Origin of the sequence: Neisseria sp. (assembly GCF_030530745.1) — a bacterium.
GTDB lineage: Bacteria > Pseudomonadota > Gammaproteobacteria > Burkholderiales > Neisseriaceae > Neisseria.
In genome coordinates this window covers 12,649-32,369 of record NZ_JAUMUI010000001.1, presented here as the reverse complement: position 1 = coordinate 32,369, position 19,721 = coordinate 12,649, and the positions used below count along the sequence as shown (strand labels likewise).

17 protein-coding genes are annotated in these 19,721 nt (G+C 57.7%); 5 read left to right on the top strand and 12 right to left on the bottom strand.

What is annotated here, in order from left to right:
- Positions 1-40: 40 nt before the first annotated feature.
- On the top strand, positions 41-211 hold the full coding sequence (locus tag Q3970_RS10700; protein ID WP_368494362.1) for a hypothetical protein: 171 nt from the start codon (positions 41-43) through the stop codon (positions 209-211).
- Between the two features lie 72 nt (positions 212-283).
- Complete coding sequence (gene acnD, locus Q3970_RS00130; protein ID WP_303098592.1) at positions 284-2,890, top strand: Fe/S-dependent 2-methylisocitrate dehydratase AcnD; 2,607 nt, start codon at positions 284-286, stop codon at positions 2,888-2,890.
- Positions 2,891-3,135: 245 nt separating this feature from the next.
- Here acnD and Q3970_RS00125 read toward each other — a convergent pair whose 3' ends face one another.
- The 7 genes from Q3970_RS00125 to Q3970_RS00095 form a co-directional block, all read right to left on the bottom strand.
- Positions 3,136-3,426 (bottom strand): DUF1330 domain-containing protein, encoded by a 291-nt coding sequence (locus Q3970_RS00125; protein WP_303098591.1) that lies wholly within the window; start codon positions 3,424-3,426, stop codon positions 3,136-3,138.
- Between the two features lie 97 nt (positions 3,427-3,523).
- The gene (mog, locus tag Q3970_RS00120) at positions 3,524-4,105 is read right to left on the bottom strand and encodes a molybdopterin adenylyltransferase (protein ID WP_303098590.1); all 582 of its coding nucleotides are present in this window, start codon (positions 4,103-4,105) and stop codon (positions 3,524-3,526) included.
- A gap of 93 nt (positions 4,106-4,198) precedes the next feature.
- On the bottom strand, positions 4,199-4,918 hold the full coding sequence (locus Q3970_RS00115) for an S-methyl-5'-thioinosine phosphorylase (protein WP_303098589.1): 720 nt from the start codon (positions 4,916-4,918) through the stop codon (positions 4,199-4,201).
- Positions 4,919-4,990: 72 nt separating this feature from the next.
- The gene (locus Q3970_RS00110) at positions 4,991-5,575 is read right to left on the bottom strand and encodes a type IV secretion protein Rhs (RefSeq protein ID WP_303098758.1); all 585 of its coding nucleotides are present in this window, start codon (positions 5,573-5,575) and stop codon (positions 4,991-4,993) included.
- A 1-nt stretch (position 5,576) separates the two neighbouring features.
- Positions 5,577-6,116, bottom strand: coding sequence for a DUF2062 domain-containing protein (locus Q3970_RS00105; RefSeq protein ID WP_303098588.1), 540 nt, complete (start codon positions 6,114-6,116; stop codon positions 5,577-5,579).
- 255 nt (positions 6,117-6,371) lie between these two features.
- Positions 6,372-7,841 carry a S41 family peptidase gene (locus Q3970_RS00100; protein ID WP_303098587.1) on the bottom strand — a complete coding sequence of 490 codons (1,470 nt, stop codon included), beginning with the start codon at positions 7,839-7,841 and terminating at the stop codon, positions 6,372-6,374.
- 269 nt (positions 7,842-8,110) lie between these two features.
- Complete coding sequence (locus tag Q3970_RS00095) at positions 8,111-9,469, bottom strand: murein hydrolase activator EnvC (RefSeq protein WP_303098586.1); 1,359 nt, start codon at positions 9,467-9,469, stop codon at positions 8,111-8,113.
- A gap of 166 nt (positions 9,470-9,635) precedes the next feature.
- On the opposite strand from Q3970_RS00095, the gene Q3970_RS00090 reads away from it, so the two are divergent.
- Positions 9,636-10,511, top strand: coding sequence for a DMT family transporter (locus tag Q3970_RS00090; RefSeq protein WP_303098585.1), 876 nt, complete (start codon positions 9,636-9,638; stop codon positions 10,509-10,511).
- Between the two features lie 162 nt (positions 10,512-10,673).
- Here the strand turns inward: Q3970_RS00090 and Q3970_RS00085 are convergent, their stop codons facing one another.
- On the bottom strand, positions 10,674-11,132 hold the full coding sequence (locus Q3970_RS00085) for a ProQ/FINO family protein (RefSeq protein ID WP_303098584.1): 459 nt from the start codon (positions 11,130-11,132) through the stop codon (positions 10,674-10,676).
- Between the two features lie 303 nt (positions 11,133-11,435).
- On the opposite strand from Q3970_RS00085, the gene Q3970_RS00080 reads away from it, so the two are divergent.
- The gene (locus tag Q3970_RS00080; protein ID WP_303098583.1) at positions 11,436-12,395 is read left to right on the top strand and encodes a cation diffusion facilitator family transporter; all 960 of its coding nucleotides are present in this window, start codon (positions 11,436-11,438) and stop codon (positions 12,393-12,395) included.
- Between the two features lie 195 nt (positions 12,396-12,590).
- On the opposite strand, the gene Q3970_RS00075 is transcribed toward Q3970_RS00080, so the two are convergent.
- Both Q3970_RS00075 and Q3970_RS00070 read right to left on the bottom strand, forming a co-directional pair.
- On the bottom strand, positions 12,591-13,580 hold the full coding sequence (locus tag Q3970_RS00075; RefSeq protein WP_303098582.1) for an RluA family pseudouridine synthase: 990 nt from the start codon (positions 13,578-13,580) through the stop codon (positions 12,591-12,593).
- Positions 13,581-13,686: 106 nt separating this feature from the next.
- Positions 13,687-14,001, bottom strand: coding sequence for a hypothetical protein (locus tag Q3970_RS00070; protein WP_303098581.1), 315 nt, complete (start codon positions 13,999-14,001; stop codon positions 13,687-13,689).
- A 108-nt stretch (positions 14,002-14,109) separates the two neighbouring features.
- On the opposite strand from Q3970_RS00070, the gene Q3970_RS00065 reads away from it, so the two are divergent.
- Positions 14,110-17,013 carry an Rne/Rng family ribonuclease gene (locus tag Q3970_RS00065; protein WP_303098757.1) on the top strand — a complete coding sequence of 968 codons (2,904 nt, stop codon included), beginning with the start codon at positions 14,110-14,112 and terminating at the stop codon, positions 17,011-17,013.
- A gap of 208 nt (positions 17,014-17,221) precedes the next feature.
- On the opposite strand, the gene Q3970_RS00060 is transcribed toward Q3970_RS00065, so the two are convergent.
- Positions 17,222-18,655: an NAD-dependent succinate-semialdehyde dehydrogenase gene (locus Q3970_RS00060; protein WP_303098580.1), complete on the bottom strand. Its 1,434-nt coding sequence runs from the start codon at positions 18,653-18,655 to the stop codon at positions 17,222-17,224.
- Positions 18,656-18,844: 189 nt separating this feature from the next.
- Entirely contained in the window at positions 18,845-19,693 is an 849-nt protein-coding gene (locus Q3970_RS00055) for a cytochrome c5 family protein (RefSeq protein WP_303098579.1), read from the bottom strand.
- Positions 19,694-19,721 lie beyond the last annotated feature (28 nt).

Genomic DNA, 19,721 nt, shown 5'->3' with positions numbered 1-19,721 from the left:
CAGACCCTAAAACAAGACCGGGTATGACCGGGAACAAAAGATAGGGAGAAACCTTTGCAAAATCCGTTCAGGCCGTCTGAAATACCGCCGTTGCGTTGAATGTCGGCAGACCTTAGACATTTGCGGCTGCTGCGCGGCGGTATCGCCGTTTTGCAACCCCTTTCGGCCGATCATATCAGCGATTACAATACACTACATTCAGACGGCCTGAGGCCGTCTGAAAAATAACAGTTGGCTTTGTACGCTGTTTAAACAAGAAAAATATTCACAAAGGATTAGATTTATGAGCACCAACCAAACCTACCGCAAACCCCTGCCCGGCACCAATCTGGAATACTACGACGCGCGCGCCGCGTGCGACGGCATCCGCCCGGGTTCGTACGACAAGCTGCCTTACACTTCGCGCATTCTGGCCGAAAATCTGGTGAACCGCGCGGATAAAACCGATTTGGCCACGCTGCAATCTTGGCTCTTGCAGCTGATAGACAACAAACAGGAACTGGATTTCCCGTGGTATCCCGCCCGCGTGGTGTGCCACGATATTTTGGGGCAGACCGCGCTGGTGGACTTGGCGGGGCTGCGCGATGCGGTTGCCGAGAAGGGCGGCGATCCGGGCAAGGTCAATCCTGTGGTTCAAACCCAATTGATTGTGGATCATTCGCTGGCGGTGGAATGCGGCGGCGACGATCCCGATGCCTTCCGCAAAAACCGCGAAATTGAAGACCGCCGCAACGAAGACCGTTTTCATTTTATCAATTGGACCAAGACCGCCTTTGAAAACGTGGACGTGATTCCGGCGGGCAACGGTATCATGCACCAGATTAATCTGGAAAAAATGTCGCCCGTTATCCAAGTGAAAGACGGCACGGCATTCCCCGACACCTGTGTGGGCACGGATTCGCATACGCCGCACGTTGATGCGCTGGGCGTGATTTCGGTGGGTGTAGGCGGTTTGGAAGCGGAAACGGTGATGCTCGGCCGCGCTTCTATGATGCGCCTGCCCGATATTGTCGGCGTGGAACTCACGGGCAAGCGGCAGGCGGGGATTACGGCCACCGATATTGTGCTGGCTTTGACCGAATTCCTGCGCAAAGAGCGCGTGGTGGGCGCGTTTGTCGAGTTTTTCGGCGAGGGCGCGCGCAGTTTGTCCATCGGCGACAGGGCGACGATTTCCAACATGACCCCCGAATTCGGCGCCACGGCGGCCATGTTCGCCATCGATCAGCAAACCATTGATTATCTGAAACTCACAGGCCGCGACGACGATCAAGTCAAACTGGTGGAAAACTACGCCAAAACCGCAGGATTGTGGGCGGATGCGCTGGAAACGGCCGAATATCCGCGCGTGTTGAAATTCGATTTGTCCACCGTGGTGCGCAATATGGCCGGCCCGAGCAATCCGCACGCGCGTTTTGCCACCGCCGATTTGGCCGCCAAAGGTTTGGCCCAACCTTACGAAGAGCCTTCAGACGGCCTGATGCCCGACGGCGCGGTGATTATCGCGGCGATTACCTCGTGTACCAACACGTCAAATCCGCGCAACGTGGTGGCCGCCGCGCTGTTGGCGAAAAAAGCCAACGAATTGGGGCTGACGCGCAAACCGTGGGTGAAGTCCTCGTTCGCGCCCGGCTCGAAAGTGGCCGAAATATACCTGAAAGAAGCAGGGCTGTTGCCCGAATTGGAAAAACTCGGCTTCGGCATCGTCGCCTTCGCCTGCACCACCTGCAACGGCATGAGCGGCGCGCTCGATCCGAAAATCCAACAGGAAATCATAGACCGCGATTTGTACGCCACCGCCGTGTTGTCGGGCAACCGCAACTTCGACGGCCGCATCCACCCCTATGCCAAACAGGCCTTCCTCGCCTCGCCGCCGCTGGTGGTGGCCTACGCGATTGCGGGCAGCATCCGTTTCGACATTGAAAACGACGTACTCGGCGTTTCAGACGGCCGCGAAATCCGCCTGAAAGACATCTGGCCGGCCGACGAAGAAATCGACGCTATCGTCGCCGAATATGTGAAGCCGCAGCAGTTCCGCGACGTCTACATCCTCATGTTCGACACCGGCGCGGCCGAAAAAGCCAAAAGCCCGCTCTACGACTGGCGGCCGATGTCCACCTACATCCGCCGTCCGCCCTATTGGGAAGGCGCGCTGGCCGGCGAGCGCACCCTCAAAGGTATGCGCCCCTTGGCGATTCTGCCCGACAACATCACCACCGACCACTTGTCGCCGAGTAACGCCATTCTGCCGACCAGCGCGGCGGGCGAATACCTCGCCAAAATGGGCTTGCCCGAAGAAGACTTCAACTCATACGCCACCCACCGCGGCGACCACCTGACCGCCCAACGCGCTACCTTCGCCAATCCCAAACTCTTCAACGAAATGGTGAAAAACGAAGACGGCACAGTGCGCCAAGGCTCGCTCGCCCGCGTCGAACCCGAAGGAGAAGTGATGCGCATGTGGGAAGCCATCGAAACCTATATGAACCGCAAACAGCCGCTGATTATCATCGCCGGCGCGGATTACGGCCAAGGTTCATCACGCGACTGGGCGGCCAAAGGTGTACGCCTCGCGGGCGTGGAAGCGATTGTGGCCGAAGGTTTCGAGCGAATCCACCGCACCAACCTCATCGGCATGGGCGTGCTGCCCTTGCAGTTTAAAGAAGGCGTAAACCGCCACACGCTTGAATTAGACGGCACGGAAACCTACGATGTGGCGGGAGAACGCGTCCCGCGCGGCGATTTGACGCTGGTGATTCACCGTAAAAACGGCGAAACGGTCGAAGTGCCCGTTACCTGCCGTTTGGATACCGCCGAAGAAGTGTTGATCTACGAAGCCGGCGGCGTGCTGCAACGTTTTGCGCAAGATTTTTTAGAAGGCACAGTGGCGTAAGGTTTTCAGACGGCTCAAGATACCTTGAGGCCGTCTGAAAATGCTTAACCCCGCATTCACAAGTAAGCGGACAGATTGGAATTGCAAAGCCAATCTGTCCGCTTGGTTTTCTGTAACGGAAGTATAGCGGATTAACTTAACTTCCGATACGTCGTTGCTGCGCCTTGCCGTACTATTTGTACTGTCTGCGGCTTGCTGCCTTGTATCGAAAATTAATTTAATCCGCTATAGTGCGGCAGCCGGACTCAGCCGACTCCTTCCAACAAAAAGGCGCGGCCTGTTGTCGCACCCAGGCGGATGGCTTTAAATTTTTCATACTCAGGGCTGGTGTACCATGCCCGGGCAGACGCCATGTCGGGGAAGCGGAGTATTACCGAACCGTCAAATTCTTCCCCTTCAAAGGCTTCGTGCGCGCCGTTGGCAACCAAAATTTCACCACCGAACGGGGTGAGGGTAGGTACGCCCAGTTTCAGATAATTATCATAGGCAGTTTGATCTTTCATTTCATCGCGGATAAAAACAACGTATGCGGTCATAAGGGTTTCCTTGTATTTATTTATGATAGGGTGGGCAAAAGAAAATGCTGTGGAAACAAATGCCTGTCATGGCATGGGAATGTCCGTGCGGAAAACGCTATTTCTTCTTCGGCCTGAATGCTTTACACACCGTCTCATCGGTTTCGACAAACACGCCGCCGATTAATTCGACGCAATACGGAATCGCGGCAAACAGGCCGTGTACTTTGATTTCACCGTTTTCCGAGCGCACGCCGCCCAAGGTTTCGGCGATGGCTTTGGGGCGGCCGGGCAGGTTGACGATTAAGCATTTGCCGCGTATGCCCGCGGTTTGGCGCGACAGGATGGCGGTCGGCACATAATAAAGGCTGATTTGGCGCATCTGCTCGCCGAAGCCGGGCATTTCTTTGTCGATAACCGCCAGCGTGGCTTCGGGGGTAACGTCGCGCGGGGCGGGGCCGGTGCCGCCGGTGGTGAAAATCAGGTCGCAGCCGTCGGAGTCGGCCATGCGCCGCAGCACGGCTTCGATGGCGCTCTGTTCGTCGGCAACCAGCGCTTCGGCGAAATTGATCGGGTTTTTCACGGCGGCCTGCAGCCATTGTTTCAGGGCGGGAATGCCTTCGTCGGCATACACGCCGCTGCTGGCGCGGTCGCTGGCGGAAACGAGGCCGACGGTAACGGTGGGAAGGGGGGGCGGCATGGTTGCTCCTTGTTTGGTGCGCGGTAGCGGTGTTCGGTTTTCAGACGGCCTGATAGTTTTTTTCTGAGGTTCCGGGCCGTCTGAAACGGCGGTTTACAAATCTACCAGCAGGCGGCGGATTTTTTCGATGGCTTTGCGTGAGTTTGAATCGCAACTTGCGGCAAGCTTGGGATTATGGCTGATGCAGCCGATGCCGGTTACACCGCACAGGTGGGCGTAGGGCAGGCCGAGTTCGCGTGCGAGCACGGCTTCGGGCATGCCGGTCATGCCGATGATGTCGATGCCGTCGTTGCGGTAGCGGCGTGCCTCCGCGCGGGTAGGCAGGCGAGGCCCCTGCAGGCAGCCGTAAACGGCACGGCTGTATACGGGCGTATTGTGGACGGCAGCATGATCAAGCAGGGCTTGGCGCAGGTTGTTATCATAAGGTTCGGAAAAGTCGGTATGCACCACTTCCTGATTCCGGCCTTCAAAGAAGGTGCTGCGGCGGCCGAAGGTGTAATCGACCAAATCGTCGGGCACCACCAGCGAGCCGGGTTCGCAGGCGTCGTTCAATGCGGCCACGGAAGACACGGAAACCACGGCTTCGGCTTCTATGGAATGCAGCGCCCAAATATTGGCGCGGTAGTTGATTTCGTGCGGGGCGAGCGAATGGTTGAGGCCGTGGCGGGCAAGAAACACGATGCTGCGGCTGCCGAGCGTGCCGAACAGCAGCGGGCTGCTGGTGAGGCCGTAGGGGGTGCGCACGATGCGGCGCTGGGTGATGCTGAGTTCGGGCAGGCGGGTGAGGCCGCTGCCGCCGATAACGGCTATCATGGGCTGCTTTCTTTTTGACGGTGGGCGGTTATTGTAATGGATAAACAGGCCGTCTGAAATATTTCAGACGGCTCAGTATTTGCGCCGGCGGTTTTTCAGTGATGCCGCCATATCTTTCAGCCAGCTAGACCAGCTTAAACCGTTGCGGTACTTCGGCAGCAGGGAAGTATCGTGCGGGTTGGAGAGAAAGCCGCTTAAGGCGGTCTCAAAATGGGGCAGGTCTGCCCGGTATTGCGGCCACCCGAGAAAGCGGGCGGCGTAGTAGTGCGCAATCAGATCGGCCTGCTGTTCCATATTCAGATCGGCGATGCTGCGGATGTGTGCGGGAGGGGGGTAGGCGTAGCAGCAGCGTCGGCGGTAGCCGCCTTTGACAGCCAGCATCAGGCCGCCGAGCCAAGTGCGGTAGCCGTGTTGGTGTTGCCAAACGTGGGCCAGTTCGTGTATCAGCCACACGGCGTAAGGTGTGCCCGTGCAGGTGAAATCATCGGGGCAGTTGCGGCGGGGAAAATAAATGTGGCCGTTGGGGGCAACGGCTGAATTGATGTGGGGCAGAAACGGTATGCCTCGGTAGATTTTGACGCGGCTGTAGTCGATGCCGTCTGAAAAAACCAGCCGTGCCAGCTCGGTTTCCTGCGCAGTCAGCCGCCGCCAGCGCATATCAGCCACGGCCGGCCTTCCGCTTTTGCCACAGATGTGCAGTGCGCAGCCGCCAAAAAGCGAGTACGGCAACGTAACCTGCTACGGCTAATGCGGAACCTAAAACGGGCACGCCCACCAGCAGCGGTTTTCCTGCCCCCACAACCCATGCCCAAGATTCGGAAAGAAAATTTCCGCCATCCCAAACAGGAAGTTCAAGGCTTCCCGTCTCCATGCCCAGCAGACGGCTGCCGATTTTATAGGCGGTGTAGTAGAGCGGCATATAGGTTACCGGGTTGGTATAAAGGGTGGTAAACACGGCCACGGGCAGGTTGGTGCGCAAAAAATAAGCGACAATCAGCGCGGTCATCATTTGGGTGGGGCCGGGCATCAGGCCGCAGAACATGCCTACGGCCACAGATAGGGCGGCCTGGCGGCGGTTGAGCGTCCAAAAATAGGGTTTGTCGAACAGCGGGGCAAAGGGCTTGCTCCAGCGTGAGGCGAAAATCTGTTCGCGTTTGGGCAGCCTGCTGCGCCAAGATGTGCGTTTGGTGTCGGTCATGCGGGTAGAGGTTGGGGGTAATCCGGCGGTTTCAACGGATAGGGTCAGTCAACTTAAGAAAAAGTACGTACGTCATGCTCGGGCTTGTCCCGGGCATTTTGGGTTTCAGAAAAATTTGATATATCGGGGCCAAGGCCGGTTAATTGCCAACAGACCCCGGGTAAAAGGTAAAAGGCCGTCTGAAAACATTAACCGTCCCACGCTGCGGGGCTTCAATATGCTTTCAGACGGCCTTCGGGCTCAATCAACCCGGGTTTATTCCGATTCGCCCTCGCCGTTTTTCTCTTTTTTCGGAGCGGGTTTTTTGGCGGCCAAGCCCAGTGATTTCTGCCATTGGGCGGGCTGTTTCACCAATTCGAGCGCTTTTCTCAACTGGTCGTCTTTGGCAGGGTTGGGAATGCGGCGTGAAGAGATGTCTTCGTCTTTTTCTTTTTTGCCTTTGGTTTTCGGCTGTTCTTTTTCGATATCTTCAGAAGGCACATATTCGCCGCCGTTTACTTCTGTTCCGCCGAAAGGGTTGCCGATATGGCCGGCAAGGTCGGCTTCGCGGCTTTCAAACAGACGGTTTTTGTCTTTCACTTCCACATCAGGCACGATGCCCTGTGCCTGAATCGAGCGGTCTTTCGGGGTGTAGTAGAGCGCGGTGGTCAGTTTGACGGCGCTGCCGTTGGAAAGCGGCAGCACGGTTTGCACCGAGCCTTTGCCGAAGCTCTGCGTGCCCACCACTACGGCACGGCGGTGGTCTTGCAGTGCGCCCGCCACGATTTCGGAAGCGGAGGCTGAGCCGGAGTTTATCAGCACGGTAACGGGGATGGTTTTCAGTTCGGCAGGCAGTCCGGCAAGCGGATCTTTGCCGGAAGAGAGGACGTAGTCTTCGGGTACGGCTTTCAGGCTCATGCCGCCTTTGCCGTCGCGGCCTTTGGTGCTCACCACGGTGGCATCGGCAGGCAGGAAGGCGGCGGACACGCCCACCGCGCCGTTAAGCAGGCCGCCGGGGTCGTCGCGCAAATCGAGCACCAAACCTTTGAGCGGGCCTTTGTTTTGTTTCACCAGCGCCTGCGCGGATTCATTGAGCGCGGACACGGTGCGCTCTTGGAACTGGCTGATGCGGATATAGCCGTAGCCGGGTTCGAGCAGGTGGTGGCGCACGCTTTTCACTTTGATGATGGCGCGGGTGATTTTAACGGTGATGGGTTTGGAGGCGTCTTTACGCGAGAGGGTGAGCACGATGTCGGTGCCGGGCTTGCCGCGCATTTTTTTCACGGCTTCGTTCACGGTCATGCCGCGGGTGGATACGCCGTTGATTTTCACGATAAAATCGCCGCTTTTTACGCCTGCGCGCTCGGCGGGGGTGTCTTCAATCGGTGCAATAACTTTCACAAAACCGTCTTCCGCGCCCACTTCCATGCCCAAGCCGCCGAATTCGCCGCTGGTGTTTTCTTTCAGATCGGCATAGTCTTTTTTGGTCATGTATTCGGAATGGGGGTCGAGGCCGGCCACCATGCCTTTCATGGCGCCTTCGATCAGGGCGTTGTCGGATTTGTCTTGATAGTAGTTAGCCTTAATCTGACCGTATACTTCGGCCATGGTGCGGATAGACTGCACGGGCAGCGCTTCGTTTTTCTTTTCGCCGGCGGCATGGCTCTGCACGCTCAGGCTTAACGCTACGCCGCTGAGTGCGCCCAGTGTGTAGAGGGCGATTTTCTTTAAAGTAGAATTAGACATTGCCAAACTTTCTCTTTCTTCTTGAGCTGCAGGCTTTCAGACGGCCTGCTCGGATAACGGTGGAACTTTATGTGATTTATCGTTTGCGGGCAACCGTATAGGGGTAAAAAAATGCTAAACAAGGCGGGTTTTGCAACGGTTTGCAGGAACCGGGGAAACAGGCCGTCTGAAAAGCGGCGGATACGGTGTTTATCGGGGCGGTTTTGGTTTTGCTTCGCGCTGTAGTCTGGTATCCGGCAGCCGTCCGGCTTTTGGATCCGGTTGTGTTTTTAACGTATCCACGACAGCGGGTTCATCGGCTGGCGGCGGTAGCGGATTTCGAAATACAGCCCCTGCTCGCCGGAGGGAAGCCGGCCGCTGGTGCCGATGGTGCGGCCTGCAGCCACGCTGGCGCCCCCGCCTACAGACACGCTGCTTAAGCCGGAATACACGCTCACATAGCCGTCGCCGTGGTCGAGTACCACCATATTGCCGTAGCCGCTCAAAGGGCCGGCATAGGCAACAGTGCCTGCGGCGATGCTTTGAACGGGGGCGCCTGCGGTTGAGAAAAACACGCCTTTCCAAGTGCCGCCGCTGGGGCGCGCCTGGCCGAAGCGGCCGCTGATGGTGCCGCCGACGGGGCGGGAGAGGCGTCCCTGCATACGGCTGAAGCTGTTTTTGTACTCGGTGGTTTGATCAGGTGCCTGCAGGGCGCGGTCTTCGGCGGTGAGGGTGGAGCGCGGGGTTTGCGGCTTGGGCGCGGGGGTTTTGGCGGTTTGCGTGGGTTTGCCGTCCTTTTGTTGTGCAGGTTTGGCTTTGCCTTTGATTTTTTCTTTTTCGGCGCGTGCTTTTTCGGCGGCGGCCAGCCGTGCTTGAGCGGCTTTTTTGCGCGCTTCGGCTTCCTTGCGGCGGTTTTCGGCGTTGCGTTTGGCAATGTCGGCCAGCAGTGCGTTGAGGCGCTGTTCGTTTTCACGCAGGCTGGCGATGTGTTGGGTTTGGCTGTCGATTTGGGCGGAAAGCCGGCGGCTTTCGGTTTGGGCGGCGGTGTTGGCACGGCCGAGCCTGCCCATGGCAGCCTGCCGTTGCACTTTGATTTTGTTGAGGCGCGCCAGCTCGGCGTTGATGGCGGCTTCCTGTTTTTCCAGATCGGCCTGCTGGCGCACCAGATCGTTCATCACTTTTTGGTTGGCTTCGTTGATGTAGCGGCTGTATTGCAGATAGCGCGCTTTCTGCCCGGGTTCGGCGTTTTTTAGAAACAGCACCACAGCGTTGGGGTGGCGGTTTTTATATTGGCCGGAAAGCAGGCGCGCCACTTGGGCTTTGGTGCCGGTTACTTCGGTTTTCAGACGGTTCAGTTCGTTTTGCAGCGTTTGCATTTTCGCCCAAGCGTCGCGGTGCTGTTTGTTTACGGCGGCGAGTTCCTGCTGTGCGTCGGCCAGTGCGGTGCGTGTGTGTTCGAGTGTTTTACGGGCGCTTTGCTGTGCGGCCTGTTTGCGTTTGAGGTCGGCTTGGGCGGCGCTGATGGCGCGGCGGATTTCCTGTAAATCGCTGCCGGCTCCGGAGGTATTGGCAGGCGCGGGTTCGGGTGCGGCAAAGGCGGTGGGGGAGCAGCAGAGCAGGACGGTGAGCAGCAGCGGTTTGAACGGCATGGCGGTCAGGGTGTAAGGCTTATGAAAAAGCGATTATAACGGATAGGCAGGCCGCCTGAAAATCTGCGGGGCGGTGCGGGAAAAGACAAGCGCGGGGCGGGAGGTTATAATCCGCCCCGTTTCTATCTGTTTGCAGCGCCGTGTTTCAGACGGCCTTTATTTGTTTATGATTTATCTGATTGCCAGTATTCTTTGCAGCGTGGCCGTGTCGGTACTGCTCAAACTCGCCCGTTCCCGCAAAATCGACATCGGTCAGGCGGTGGCGGTGAATTATATCGTTGCCGTTGCTTTGTGTATGCTGGTGTTGAAGCCGGATTTGGGGGAGTGGAAGTCTTATCTGCCCACTTGGTGGCTGTTTGCCGCGCTCGGCGTGCTGCTGCCAGCCGTGTTCGTGATTATGGGCAGGGCTGTGGAGCGGGCGGGGATTGTGAAATCCGACGCGGCGCAGCGCCTGTCGCTGTTTCTGCCGGTGCTGGCTTCGTTTGCCCTGTTCGGCGAGCAACTCTCGCAGGGGCGCTTAATCGGGCTGGCACTGGCGTTTACGGCGTTGTTCTGTCTGTTGTGGAAACCGGAGGGCGGTAAAAAGTCGGGTGGTTTCGCCGCCAATGCGGGCCTGCTGCTCGGTGTGTGGGCGGGCTATGGCGTGATTGATATTCTGTTCAAACAGGTGGCCAAAAGCGGCACGGCGTTTGCGGGCAACCTGCTGGTGGCGTTTTGCTTGGCGGCGGTGCTGATGTTCGGCTATCTGTTTTCAAAGTCGGTGAAATGGACGGCGGCGGGCATACTCGGCGGGTTGGTGCTGGGCTGCCTGAATTTCGCCAATATTTTCACTTATGTGCGTGCCCACCAAATCATGAGCAGCAACCCCACGCTGGTGTTTGCGGGCATGAACATCGGCGTGATTGTGCTCGGCACGCTGGTGGGGGCGCTGGCGTTTAAAGAAAAAATCAGTGCCGTTAATGCGGCGGGGATTGTGGTGGCGGTGTGCGCCATCGGCTGTTTGTTTTATTGGAACACGCTGGCGGGCCGGCTGGGGTTGTAAGGGCTGCGCCGATGCCGTTTTCCCGAATACCCGGATTGTGCCCGGGTGTTTTGTTTGGGGTGCGGTTCAAATTTTCAGGCGGCCTGTTTGCTGTTTTCAAGACAAAATAAAGATACTCGGGTCAAGCCCGAGTATGACGGATAGAGCGGTTGATTAAGGTGTTCAGCCGTTGTTTTCCGCCGCAGGGGCTTCTTCGGCGGGCTGCGGTGCGGCTTCGGCAGTTTCGGCGGCTTTCTGTGCTTCGGCGGCGGCTTTGCGCTCGGCTTGGGCGGCGAGGGCCTGCTGTACGGCGGGGTGCTGTTGGGCAATGGCCTGTTCTTCGGGGCTGACTTCGCCTTTGAAGCGGTTGTTCAAATCGAAGCGTTTGCCGCCGCGGGCGAGCGCTTTTAGGTAGCGCGGGCGGCGGCAGTGGTTGGCGAGCACGCGCGCAATCAGGGCGGGATCAAATTGCGGCAGCCCGGCTATCAAATCTTGATCAATGCCGACGGCCAGCGGTTTGAAGCGTTTGAATACATCGTATTTGTTGTAGATATAATCGGCAATCATATCGGTTTGTTTTTTCTTGCTCATGGTTTGCACGGCGGATTTCAGCGCTGCGCCCAAAGCGGTTTCCTTCGTCATGTCGGTGTTCCTAAAAAACTTATGGTCTGAGTTTGAGAGTAACGTTTGTAGCATTTTAGTATAAAGCCGGGGTTTTGGCTAAGGTTTTGTGGTTCTGTGGCGAAACTGTTAGCATAATTGCCGGCGTCTGCCGGTGCCCGGTAAAACGGCGGTATATTTGGTAAAAACGCGCCTGCTGTTTTGTATCGGGGATTGATTTTATCGTGATGTATATCAGGTTTTCCAAAGGTTTTGGGTTTGGTTTTGAATGGAATTTTGATGCCGTTTTAAAATTCGGCGGTTTTATTGAGAAGAGAAGCAATTATGTCTGACCACCATAGCCATTCCCACACGTCGAACAAGAAAGTGCTGCGGGTTTCGCTGCTGTTGATCGGCTCTTTTATGCTGGTAGAGGCTGCGGCGGGATGGCTGACCAACAGTCTGGTGCTGCTTTCCGATGCCGGGCACATGTTTTCAGATGCCGCCGCCATTGCGCTTTCTTTGGCGGCTTTCCGCATCGGCGAGCGGCCGGCCGACGGCAAACGCAGTTTCGGTTATCAGCGTTTTGAAATTATCGCTGCTGCAGCCAACGGCATCACCTTGCTGCTGATTGCCGTGTGGATTGTGGCCGAGGCGGCAAACCGTCTGCTGAACCCGCCTGAAATTGCAGGCGCCTCCATGCTGGCGGTGGCTGCGGTCGGTTTGGCCGTTAATATCGTGGTGGCTTGGTATATGCTGAAAAATTCGGATACCGAAGGCAACATCAATATACGTGCCGCTTATCTGCATGTGTTGGGTGATTTGCTCGGTTCGATCGGCGCCATTGCGGCGGGTGTGCTGGTGTTGGCATTCGGTTGGACATGGGCAGACCCTGCCGTCAGCGTATTGATTGCACTGTTAATCGGCAGAAGCGGTTGGGGCGTAACCAAAAACAGCCTGCATATTTTGATGGAAGGTACGCCGTCGGGCATGGATATGGAGCAGGTAACCGCCGATATCCGCAATATCGAAGGCGTAGCAGGCGTACACGATATCCATGCTTGGACGATAACCAGCCGCAAACACGCGCTCTCTTGCCATATTGTGGTTGACGGTGCTTTAAACGTGGCCGAAGCCTACCAGATTACCCAAGCGGTGGAAGCAGCCGTGCAGCGGCACGGTATCGCCCACGTTACCGTACAAACCGAACCGCCACAGCACGGGCATGGGGAACACGGCTGCCCGGCAGGGCAAGGCGGCGATATGCATCATCATGAACATTGTTATCACAGGCATACGCGCTGAAAATATTGCAGAAACCGTATGCCGAACGGTAAAGGCCGTCTGAACATGTTTGAACTGCCCTCTCAAGTTTTGGACAAAAATAAAAGTCTTTTCAGGCAACCTGAACAGATTTCTCAAAGGCTTGAAATATTTTCTGTTTAACTCAGATGTGGCGGATTGGCTTATCCTTCCGCTACGTCGTTGCCGCATTTCGGTTCAAGAAGCATCGCCATTTTGGTTTTCCAACACCAACAAAAACTGCGCCAAATCCTGAGGCAGCGCCGCCTTCAGGCGCAGCGGTTCGCCTGTGAGCGGGTGGTTCAGGTGCAGCTCGGCCGCGTGCAGAAACATCCGTTTCAGGCCGAGTTTTTGCAGGCGTTTGTTGGCCTGATAGTCGCCGTAGCGCCCGTCGCCCGTAATCGGGCAGCCTTGCGACTGCATATGCACCCTGATTTGGTGGGTGCGGCCGGTTTTCAGCGTGGCTTCCGTCAAGGTTAAATCCGACAGGCCGACGCTGTGCAGCAGGCCGTCTGAAAAACGGTTTAACACCCGCAAAACGGTGTGAGCCGCCTGGCCGTCTTCACTCACGCGCACCATTTTTTCGCCCTGCGCGCCGGTATATTTGAAAAGCGGCAGCTTCACATGAACGCGGTTTTCTTTCAGACGGCCCACCCCCAGCGCCAGATAGATTTTTTTCGGGTGGTCGTTGCGGATGGCTTCGTGCAGCTTCACCAGCGCGCTGCGTTTTTTGGCAACCATCAACAGGCCGCTGGTGTCTTTGTCGAGGCGGTGGACAAGTTCGAGATATTTGGCTTCGGGGCGGGCGCGGCGGATTTGCTCGATAACGCCGAAGCTCACGCCGCTGCCGCCGTGCACTGCCGTGCCGGCGGGTTTGTTGATCACCAGCATGGCGTCGTCTTCATACACAATCTCAAACTCGCGTGCGGGCGCGGCGTTTTTTTCAGACGGCCTCTGTTTTTCGGCCGTGCGCACGGGCGGGATGCGCACCACGTCGCCCTCGTTCAAACGGTCGGCCGGCTTGGCGCGCTTTTTGTTCAGGCGCACTTCGCCCGCGCGGATAATGCGGTGGATATGGCTCTTGGGCACACCCTTGAGGATTTTGATTAAGAAGTTATCGAGCCGCGCGCCGGCATCGGCTTCGGTAATGCTGATGTGGTTAACCAAGTCTTTGCTAATTGCAGGCATTTTCTCTATAATCCCGTTACTGTTTTAAGACGGTTTAAGAAGAAATAAAGGCCGTCTGAAACAGATGCGGCGCCAAGGTTTGCAAACGGCAAACCGAAACCGCCTGTTATTGTGAACCGAACATTTTATCTGAAAAAAGCACGCCACAAAGCATTTCCTTTATCTGCCTCAAAGCCGGGCGGGTGAAGAAGTAATTAAGTTTAACCTTTTCCGGCAAAGCGCCCGCAAGCGTAAGACGCATGACAGCAACGCGCCGCCGCAGGATTTCCGCCGCGCCGGACAGTAATGAAGAAGACGGCTCGTATTTACCGGTTTGCCGGGTGCCCGAGGGCGCAGCGGCAGGCCCGCAGCATGGAAAAACGCCACCGCAGCCCGGCAGGCGCATCCGTGCCGCACGCTCTTTATCTCCCTTCTCGTTCAAGACCAGCCCCACACGCCGTTTCAGACGGCCTGACCATTGGCGGCTGACAAGCGTTGAATACTGATTACATGCCTCGTGGGTGCATGAAACGAGGTTGTTATGAAACGTATGTTGTTTAATGCCACGCAGGCCGAAGAGTTGCGCGTGGCGATTGTCGACGGGCAGACGCTGCTCGACCTCGACATCGAAACGTTGGGAAAAGAACAGCGCAAAGGCAATATCTATAAGGGTATGATTACCCGCATCGAACCGTCGCTGGAAGCGTGTTTCGTCGATTACGGCACCGACCGCCACGGTTTTCTCCCGTTCAAAGAAGTTTCCCGATCCTATTTCCAAGACTACGAAGGCGGTCGCGCGCGCATTCAAGACGTGCTCAAAGAAGGCATGCAGGTTATCGTGCAGGTGGAAAAAGACGAGCGCGGCAACAAAGGCGCGGCGCTTACCACCTTCATCAGCCTGGCCGGCCGCTATCTCGTGCTGATGCCCAACAACCCGCGCGGCGGCGGCGTGTCGCGCCGTATTGAAGGCGAAGAGCGGCAAGAGCTGAAAGCTGCGATGGCCGAGCTGGAAGTGCCGCGCGGCATGAGCCTGATCGCCCGCACCGCCGGCATCGGCCGCAGCGTCGAAGAGCTGCAATGGGATTTCAACTACCTGCAACAATTGTGGCAGGCCATTGAAGAAGCCGGCAAAGCCCACAACGAGCCTTACCTGCTGTTTATGGAAAGCTCGCTGCTCATCCGCGCCATCCGCGACTACTACCGCCCCGACATCGGCGAAATACTGGTCGACAACCAAGAAGTGCACGAGCAAATCAGCGAGTTTATGAGTTATGTGATGCCCAACAACGTAGGCCGTCTGAAACTCTACCAAGACCACACGCCGCTGTTTTCCCGCTTCCAAATCGAGCACCAGATCGAGAGCGCGTTCGCCCGCAGCGTGAGCCTGCCTTCCGGCGGCGCCATCGTGATCGACCACACCGAAGCCCTCGTTTCCATCGACGTCAACTCCGCCCGCGCCACCCGCGGCGCCGACATTGAAGACACTGCCTTCAAAACCAATATGGAAGCCGCCGAAGAAGTCGCCCGCCAAATGCGCCTGCGCGACTTGGGCGGTTTGGTGGTGATCGACTTCATCGACATGGAAAACCCCAAGCACCAGCGCGACGTTGAAAACGTGCTGCGCGACGCGCTGAAAAAAGACCGCGCCCGTGTGCAGATGGGCAAACTTTCCCGCTTCGGCCTGCTCGAGCTTTCGCGCCAGCGCCTGAAACCGGCTTTGGGCGAAAGCAGCCATGTGGCCTGTCCGCGCTGCGCCGGCACCGGGGTAATACGCGGCATCGAGTCCACTGCGCTGCACGTTTTGCGCCTGATTCAGGACGAAGCCATGAAGGACAACACCGGCGAAGTGCACGCGCAGGTGCCGGTGGATGTTGCCACCTTCCTGCTCAACGAAAAACGCGCCGAGCTGTTCGGTTTGGAAGAGCGTTTGGATGTTTCCGTGTTCCTGATTCCCAACACCCATCTTGAAAACCCGCACTACGAAATCACCCGCGTACGTACCGACGATGTGGACGAAAACGCCGATCCGAGCTACAAGCGCGTGGAAGTGCCTGAAGAAAGCGAAAACGACAAACCCTTCGGCAGCGAAAGAGCCAAAGCCGCCCGCCCCGAACCCGCCGTTAAAGGCGTGAAGCACACCCAACCTGCGCCGACCGCAGCCGCTCCTGCCGTTGCGTCATCGGGATGGTGGGGTGGTTTCAAATCATGGTTGGGCAAAGTATTCGGCAGTGTGCCGGAGCCTGAAAAAGCGCCCGAGGCAGAAAAAGCCGTTCGCAACAGCAACAGCCGCCAAGGCAGCCGCCGCCCGGCAGCCGGAGGACGCCGCCAAACCCAGCACCGCAATCCGAACCGGAAACGGCAGGACGACGGAGTTCAAGAAACCAAAGAAGCCGCCGTTGCAGGCTTGACCGAAAGCAGGGAGGGCGGCAACGGCAACGGCAACCGCGCCCAACGCAGCCGCCGCAACCAAGACGATAGCGGCCGCAACCGCCAGAACCGGAGCGATGCCCCCCTCACCCCCGCCGAAGAAAACAAACCGGTTGGGAAAGCGGCAGAAAAAGAAACCCGCAATGAGCAGCGCAGCGACAACCGCCGCCGGAACCGAAGCGAAAAAGCCGACGCCGCACCGGTTGCCGCAGTAGCGGCATTGGAGGCTGAAAACCTGCCCGAAACCGAAGTGGAAGTAACTGCGGAAGCCGTGCAGACCGAAGCCCGCAGCGACAGCCAAGGCAACCGCCGCGAGCGCGACCGCAACCGCCAGCGGGATCAGCGCGACCGCCGCAATAACAGCAAAAAACGCAATATCCCTTCCGCCGCCAAAATCGAGCAATATCTGAGCATCGAAGAAGCGGCCGACAAGGTGCGTTTCGCTGTGGCTCACATATACGGTGGGGCGGAAGAAGCCCCTGTTGCCATCGCCGTTACCGCCCCGTTGGCTGCCGATGCCGGGGTGGCGGCAGCTGCTGCTGCCGACGAACCTTTGGTCGTGGTGGTACCCGTGCAGGAAGCCGAACCTGCCGCCGTTACGGAACAGGCTGCAGAAAGCGGTACCGCCGATCCGGTGTTGTTTGCCATCGAATCCGACGATGCCGCAGGAGCGGTGATGCCGTCTGAACAGGCGGTAATGGCGGTAATCGAATCGGCAGTATCGAATGCGGAACAAGCCGTCAGCAATGTGTCGGGTGCGAGCCATGCCGCCAGAGAAGACGCTGCGGCAGAAACGCAGCCGGCGGAAGAAGTTGCCGTGGAAACCGTAACCGTTGCGCAAACCGTTTCAGACGGCCAAGACTTGGGCGGTTTGGTGCTGGTGCAAACCCGCGCCGACGCGCTGGCTGCTGCCGCAACTTGGGTGCAGCCCGAAACCCGCGTCCTGCGCCGTGCCGATGTGCCGAAAGTTGCGGAGGCCGAAACTGCCGATGTGCCACTGGTGCAGGTGGAAACCGCCAAGCAATAAGCAGGAATAAAGCAGGAGGTAGAAAATCCCGGCTGTTTTTGAACGGTCGGGATTTTTTGCCGGGAATTTTTGAGAAGGTCAGGCCGCCTGCAATGCCTGCCGCCGCAATTCTCGGGCAGGCTGAAATGGCGGCAGATGAACTTCCCGCAGTGTTTTTTGAATTGTTCAAAAGTCTCGGTTTGTTACGCCTGTTTTCTGCAGATGGGTTTCATCCGATATCCAAACACAGATATTTCAATTCGAGATATTCGTTTATGCCGTATTTGCTGCCCTCCCTGCCCAAACCGCTCATTTTGATGCCGCCGAAAGGCGCAACTTCGTTACTGATGATGCCGGTGTTGATGCCCACCATGCCGTATTCGAGCGCTTCGGCCACACGCCACTGGCGGGCGGTGTCGCGGGTAAACAGGTAGGCGGCCAAACCGGCTTCGGTGCGGTTGGCTTGGGCAACGGCTTCTGCTTCCGATTCGAATTTGAACACGGGGCAGAGCGGGCCGAAGATTTCTTCGCGGGCCAAATGCATATCGGCGGTGGCGCCGCTTAACACCGTCGGCTCGAAAAACGTGCCGCCCAACGGGCTGCGCCGTCCGCCGGTTAAGCATTGCGCGCCTTTTTCGAGCGCATCGGCGATGTATGCTTCCACCTTGGCCACGGCGTCTGCATCGATTAACGGGCCTTGCTGCACGCCCTTGTCCAAACCGTTGCCGAGTTTCAGACGGCCTGCCTGCACGGCGAGGCGGCGGCAGAACTCGTCGTAAACGCCGGCCTGCACATATACGCGGTTGGTGCACACGCAGGTTTGGCCGCTGTTGCGGAATTTGCTGAGCATGGTGCCTTCTACGGCTTTGTCGAGGTCGGCATCGTCGAAAACCAGCAGGGGGGCGTTGCCGCCCAGCTCGAGGCTGAGTTTTTTAATATGGTCGGCGCTGTTGCGGAAAATCTGTATACCCACTTCGGTGGAGCCGGTGAAGCTGATTTTGCGGATAACCGGGTTTTGCGTGAAGGTGTTGCTGATGTCGGCGGCTTTGCCGTTCACAACCGCAAACAAGTCTTGCGGAATGCCCGCGCGGTAGGCCAGCACGGCTTGGGCGTAGGCGCTCAGGGGTGTTTGGCTGGCGGGCTTGACAATCATGGCGCAGCCTGCCGCCAGAGCGGGTGCGGCTTTACGGGTAATCATGGCGGCAGGGAAGTTCCACGGGGTGATGGCGGCGGTAACGCCGACGGGTTGTTTGATAACCATCAGCTTTTGGGTGGGCTTCAGGCCGGTGAGGATATCGCCGTCGACGCGGCGTGCTTCTTCGGCAAACCAGCGGATATACCCTGCGGCGTAGTCAATTTCGCCCAGCGACTCGGCCAGGCTTTTGCCTTGTTCCATCGTCATCAGGCGGGCGAGGTTTTCTCTGTTTTCCTGCATCAGGCGGTACCAACGCCAAAGTATGTCGGCGCGCTCCAGCGCGCTTTTCGCCGCCCACCCGGTTTGCGCGGTTTGGGCTTTGGCGATAATGTGGTTCAGCTGCTGCACGGAAGTGGTACGGATATAGGCCAGCGTATCGCCGGTGGCGGGGTTTTGGATTTTGAGGCCGTCTGAAAGCGGGGTGGTGCGGACGTCGGGGTGGTTAAGCAGTTGTTCGATGGCGTTCATGGCTGGTTCCTGTGAAAGCGGCGGGCGGCACGGCAGGCAAATCTGATTTGCCGTTGCGTGCCGGATAGGATTGCGGCCGTCTGAAAAATTCGGGGCTGACCGGCAAGGCTTGATGCGGTATTGGCCGGCTTAAATAAAAAAGCGTACTTGAATAGTACGCTTTTAAAAAACATTTGAGTATGAAGCTGATCAAATTTTACCACCTGACTGGTTTACCATATAGGTAACGGCTGCTTTCACTTCATCGTCGGAGAGGCCGGCATTGCCACCTTTGGCAGGCATCAGGCTGCCGCCGGGGCCTGTGAATCCTTCAATCGCATGTTTGAACAGTGTTTCTTTGCCTTGCTTGATACGGGGAGCCCACTCGTCGTTTTTGGTGATTTTGGGTGAGTTGGGAATGGCCGATGTGGCACCGTGGCAGGCTGCGCAAGCGGTTTCGAAAACTTTCTGCCCGTCGGCCGACGCGGTTGCGGCAGGGCTGTCCGAAGCTGCTGCGGCAGAAGTATCGCCGACGCTGCCGGAAGCTGCGGCATCTGAGGCGGCGGCATCGGACGCGCCTGCCGCAGGCGCTTCAAAATTACCGCCGGATTCGTTGGTCATGTGGGCAATGGCGCGTTTGAGTTCATCGTCGGTCAGATCGGCCTGGCCGCCTTTGGCGGGCATGGCGTTAAAGCCGTTGAGTGCGTTGTTGAACAGGGTTTCGAATCCCTTGGCAATCCGCGGCGCCCATTCGCCGTTGTTGGTTATACGGGGTGCGTTGGGGATGTTGCCGTCGGCAGCATGGCACTGGATGCAGACTTTGTTGAAAATCTGCTCGCCGGTGCGTTGGCCGACGGGCGTGCCGTCGCCCATGGTAACGCTGCCTGCGGGCATGATGCGGGTTTGGGTGGCGGAGGGCGTGGAAGCCTCTACATCGCTGTAATAGCCGCTGGTTGCCAGTTTGACTAGGAAAAACAATACTGCAAGCAGGATTACGATGCCGCCGATAAGCGGAATTAACGCAGAGCCCCGGGCTTTGTTGCTGCTTAAGTGGTTCATGTGGTTTGGCCTCGCCGTTTTGGTAGGT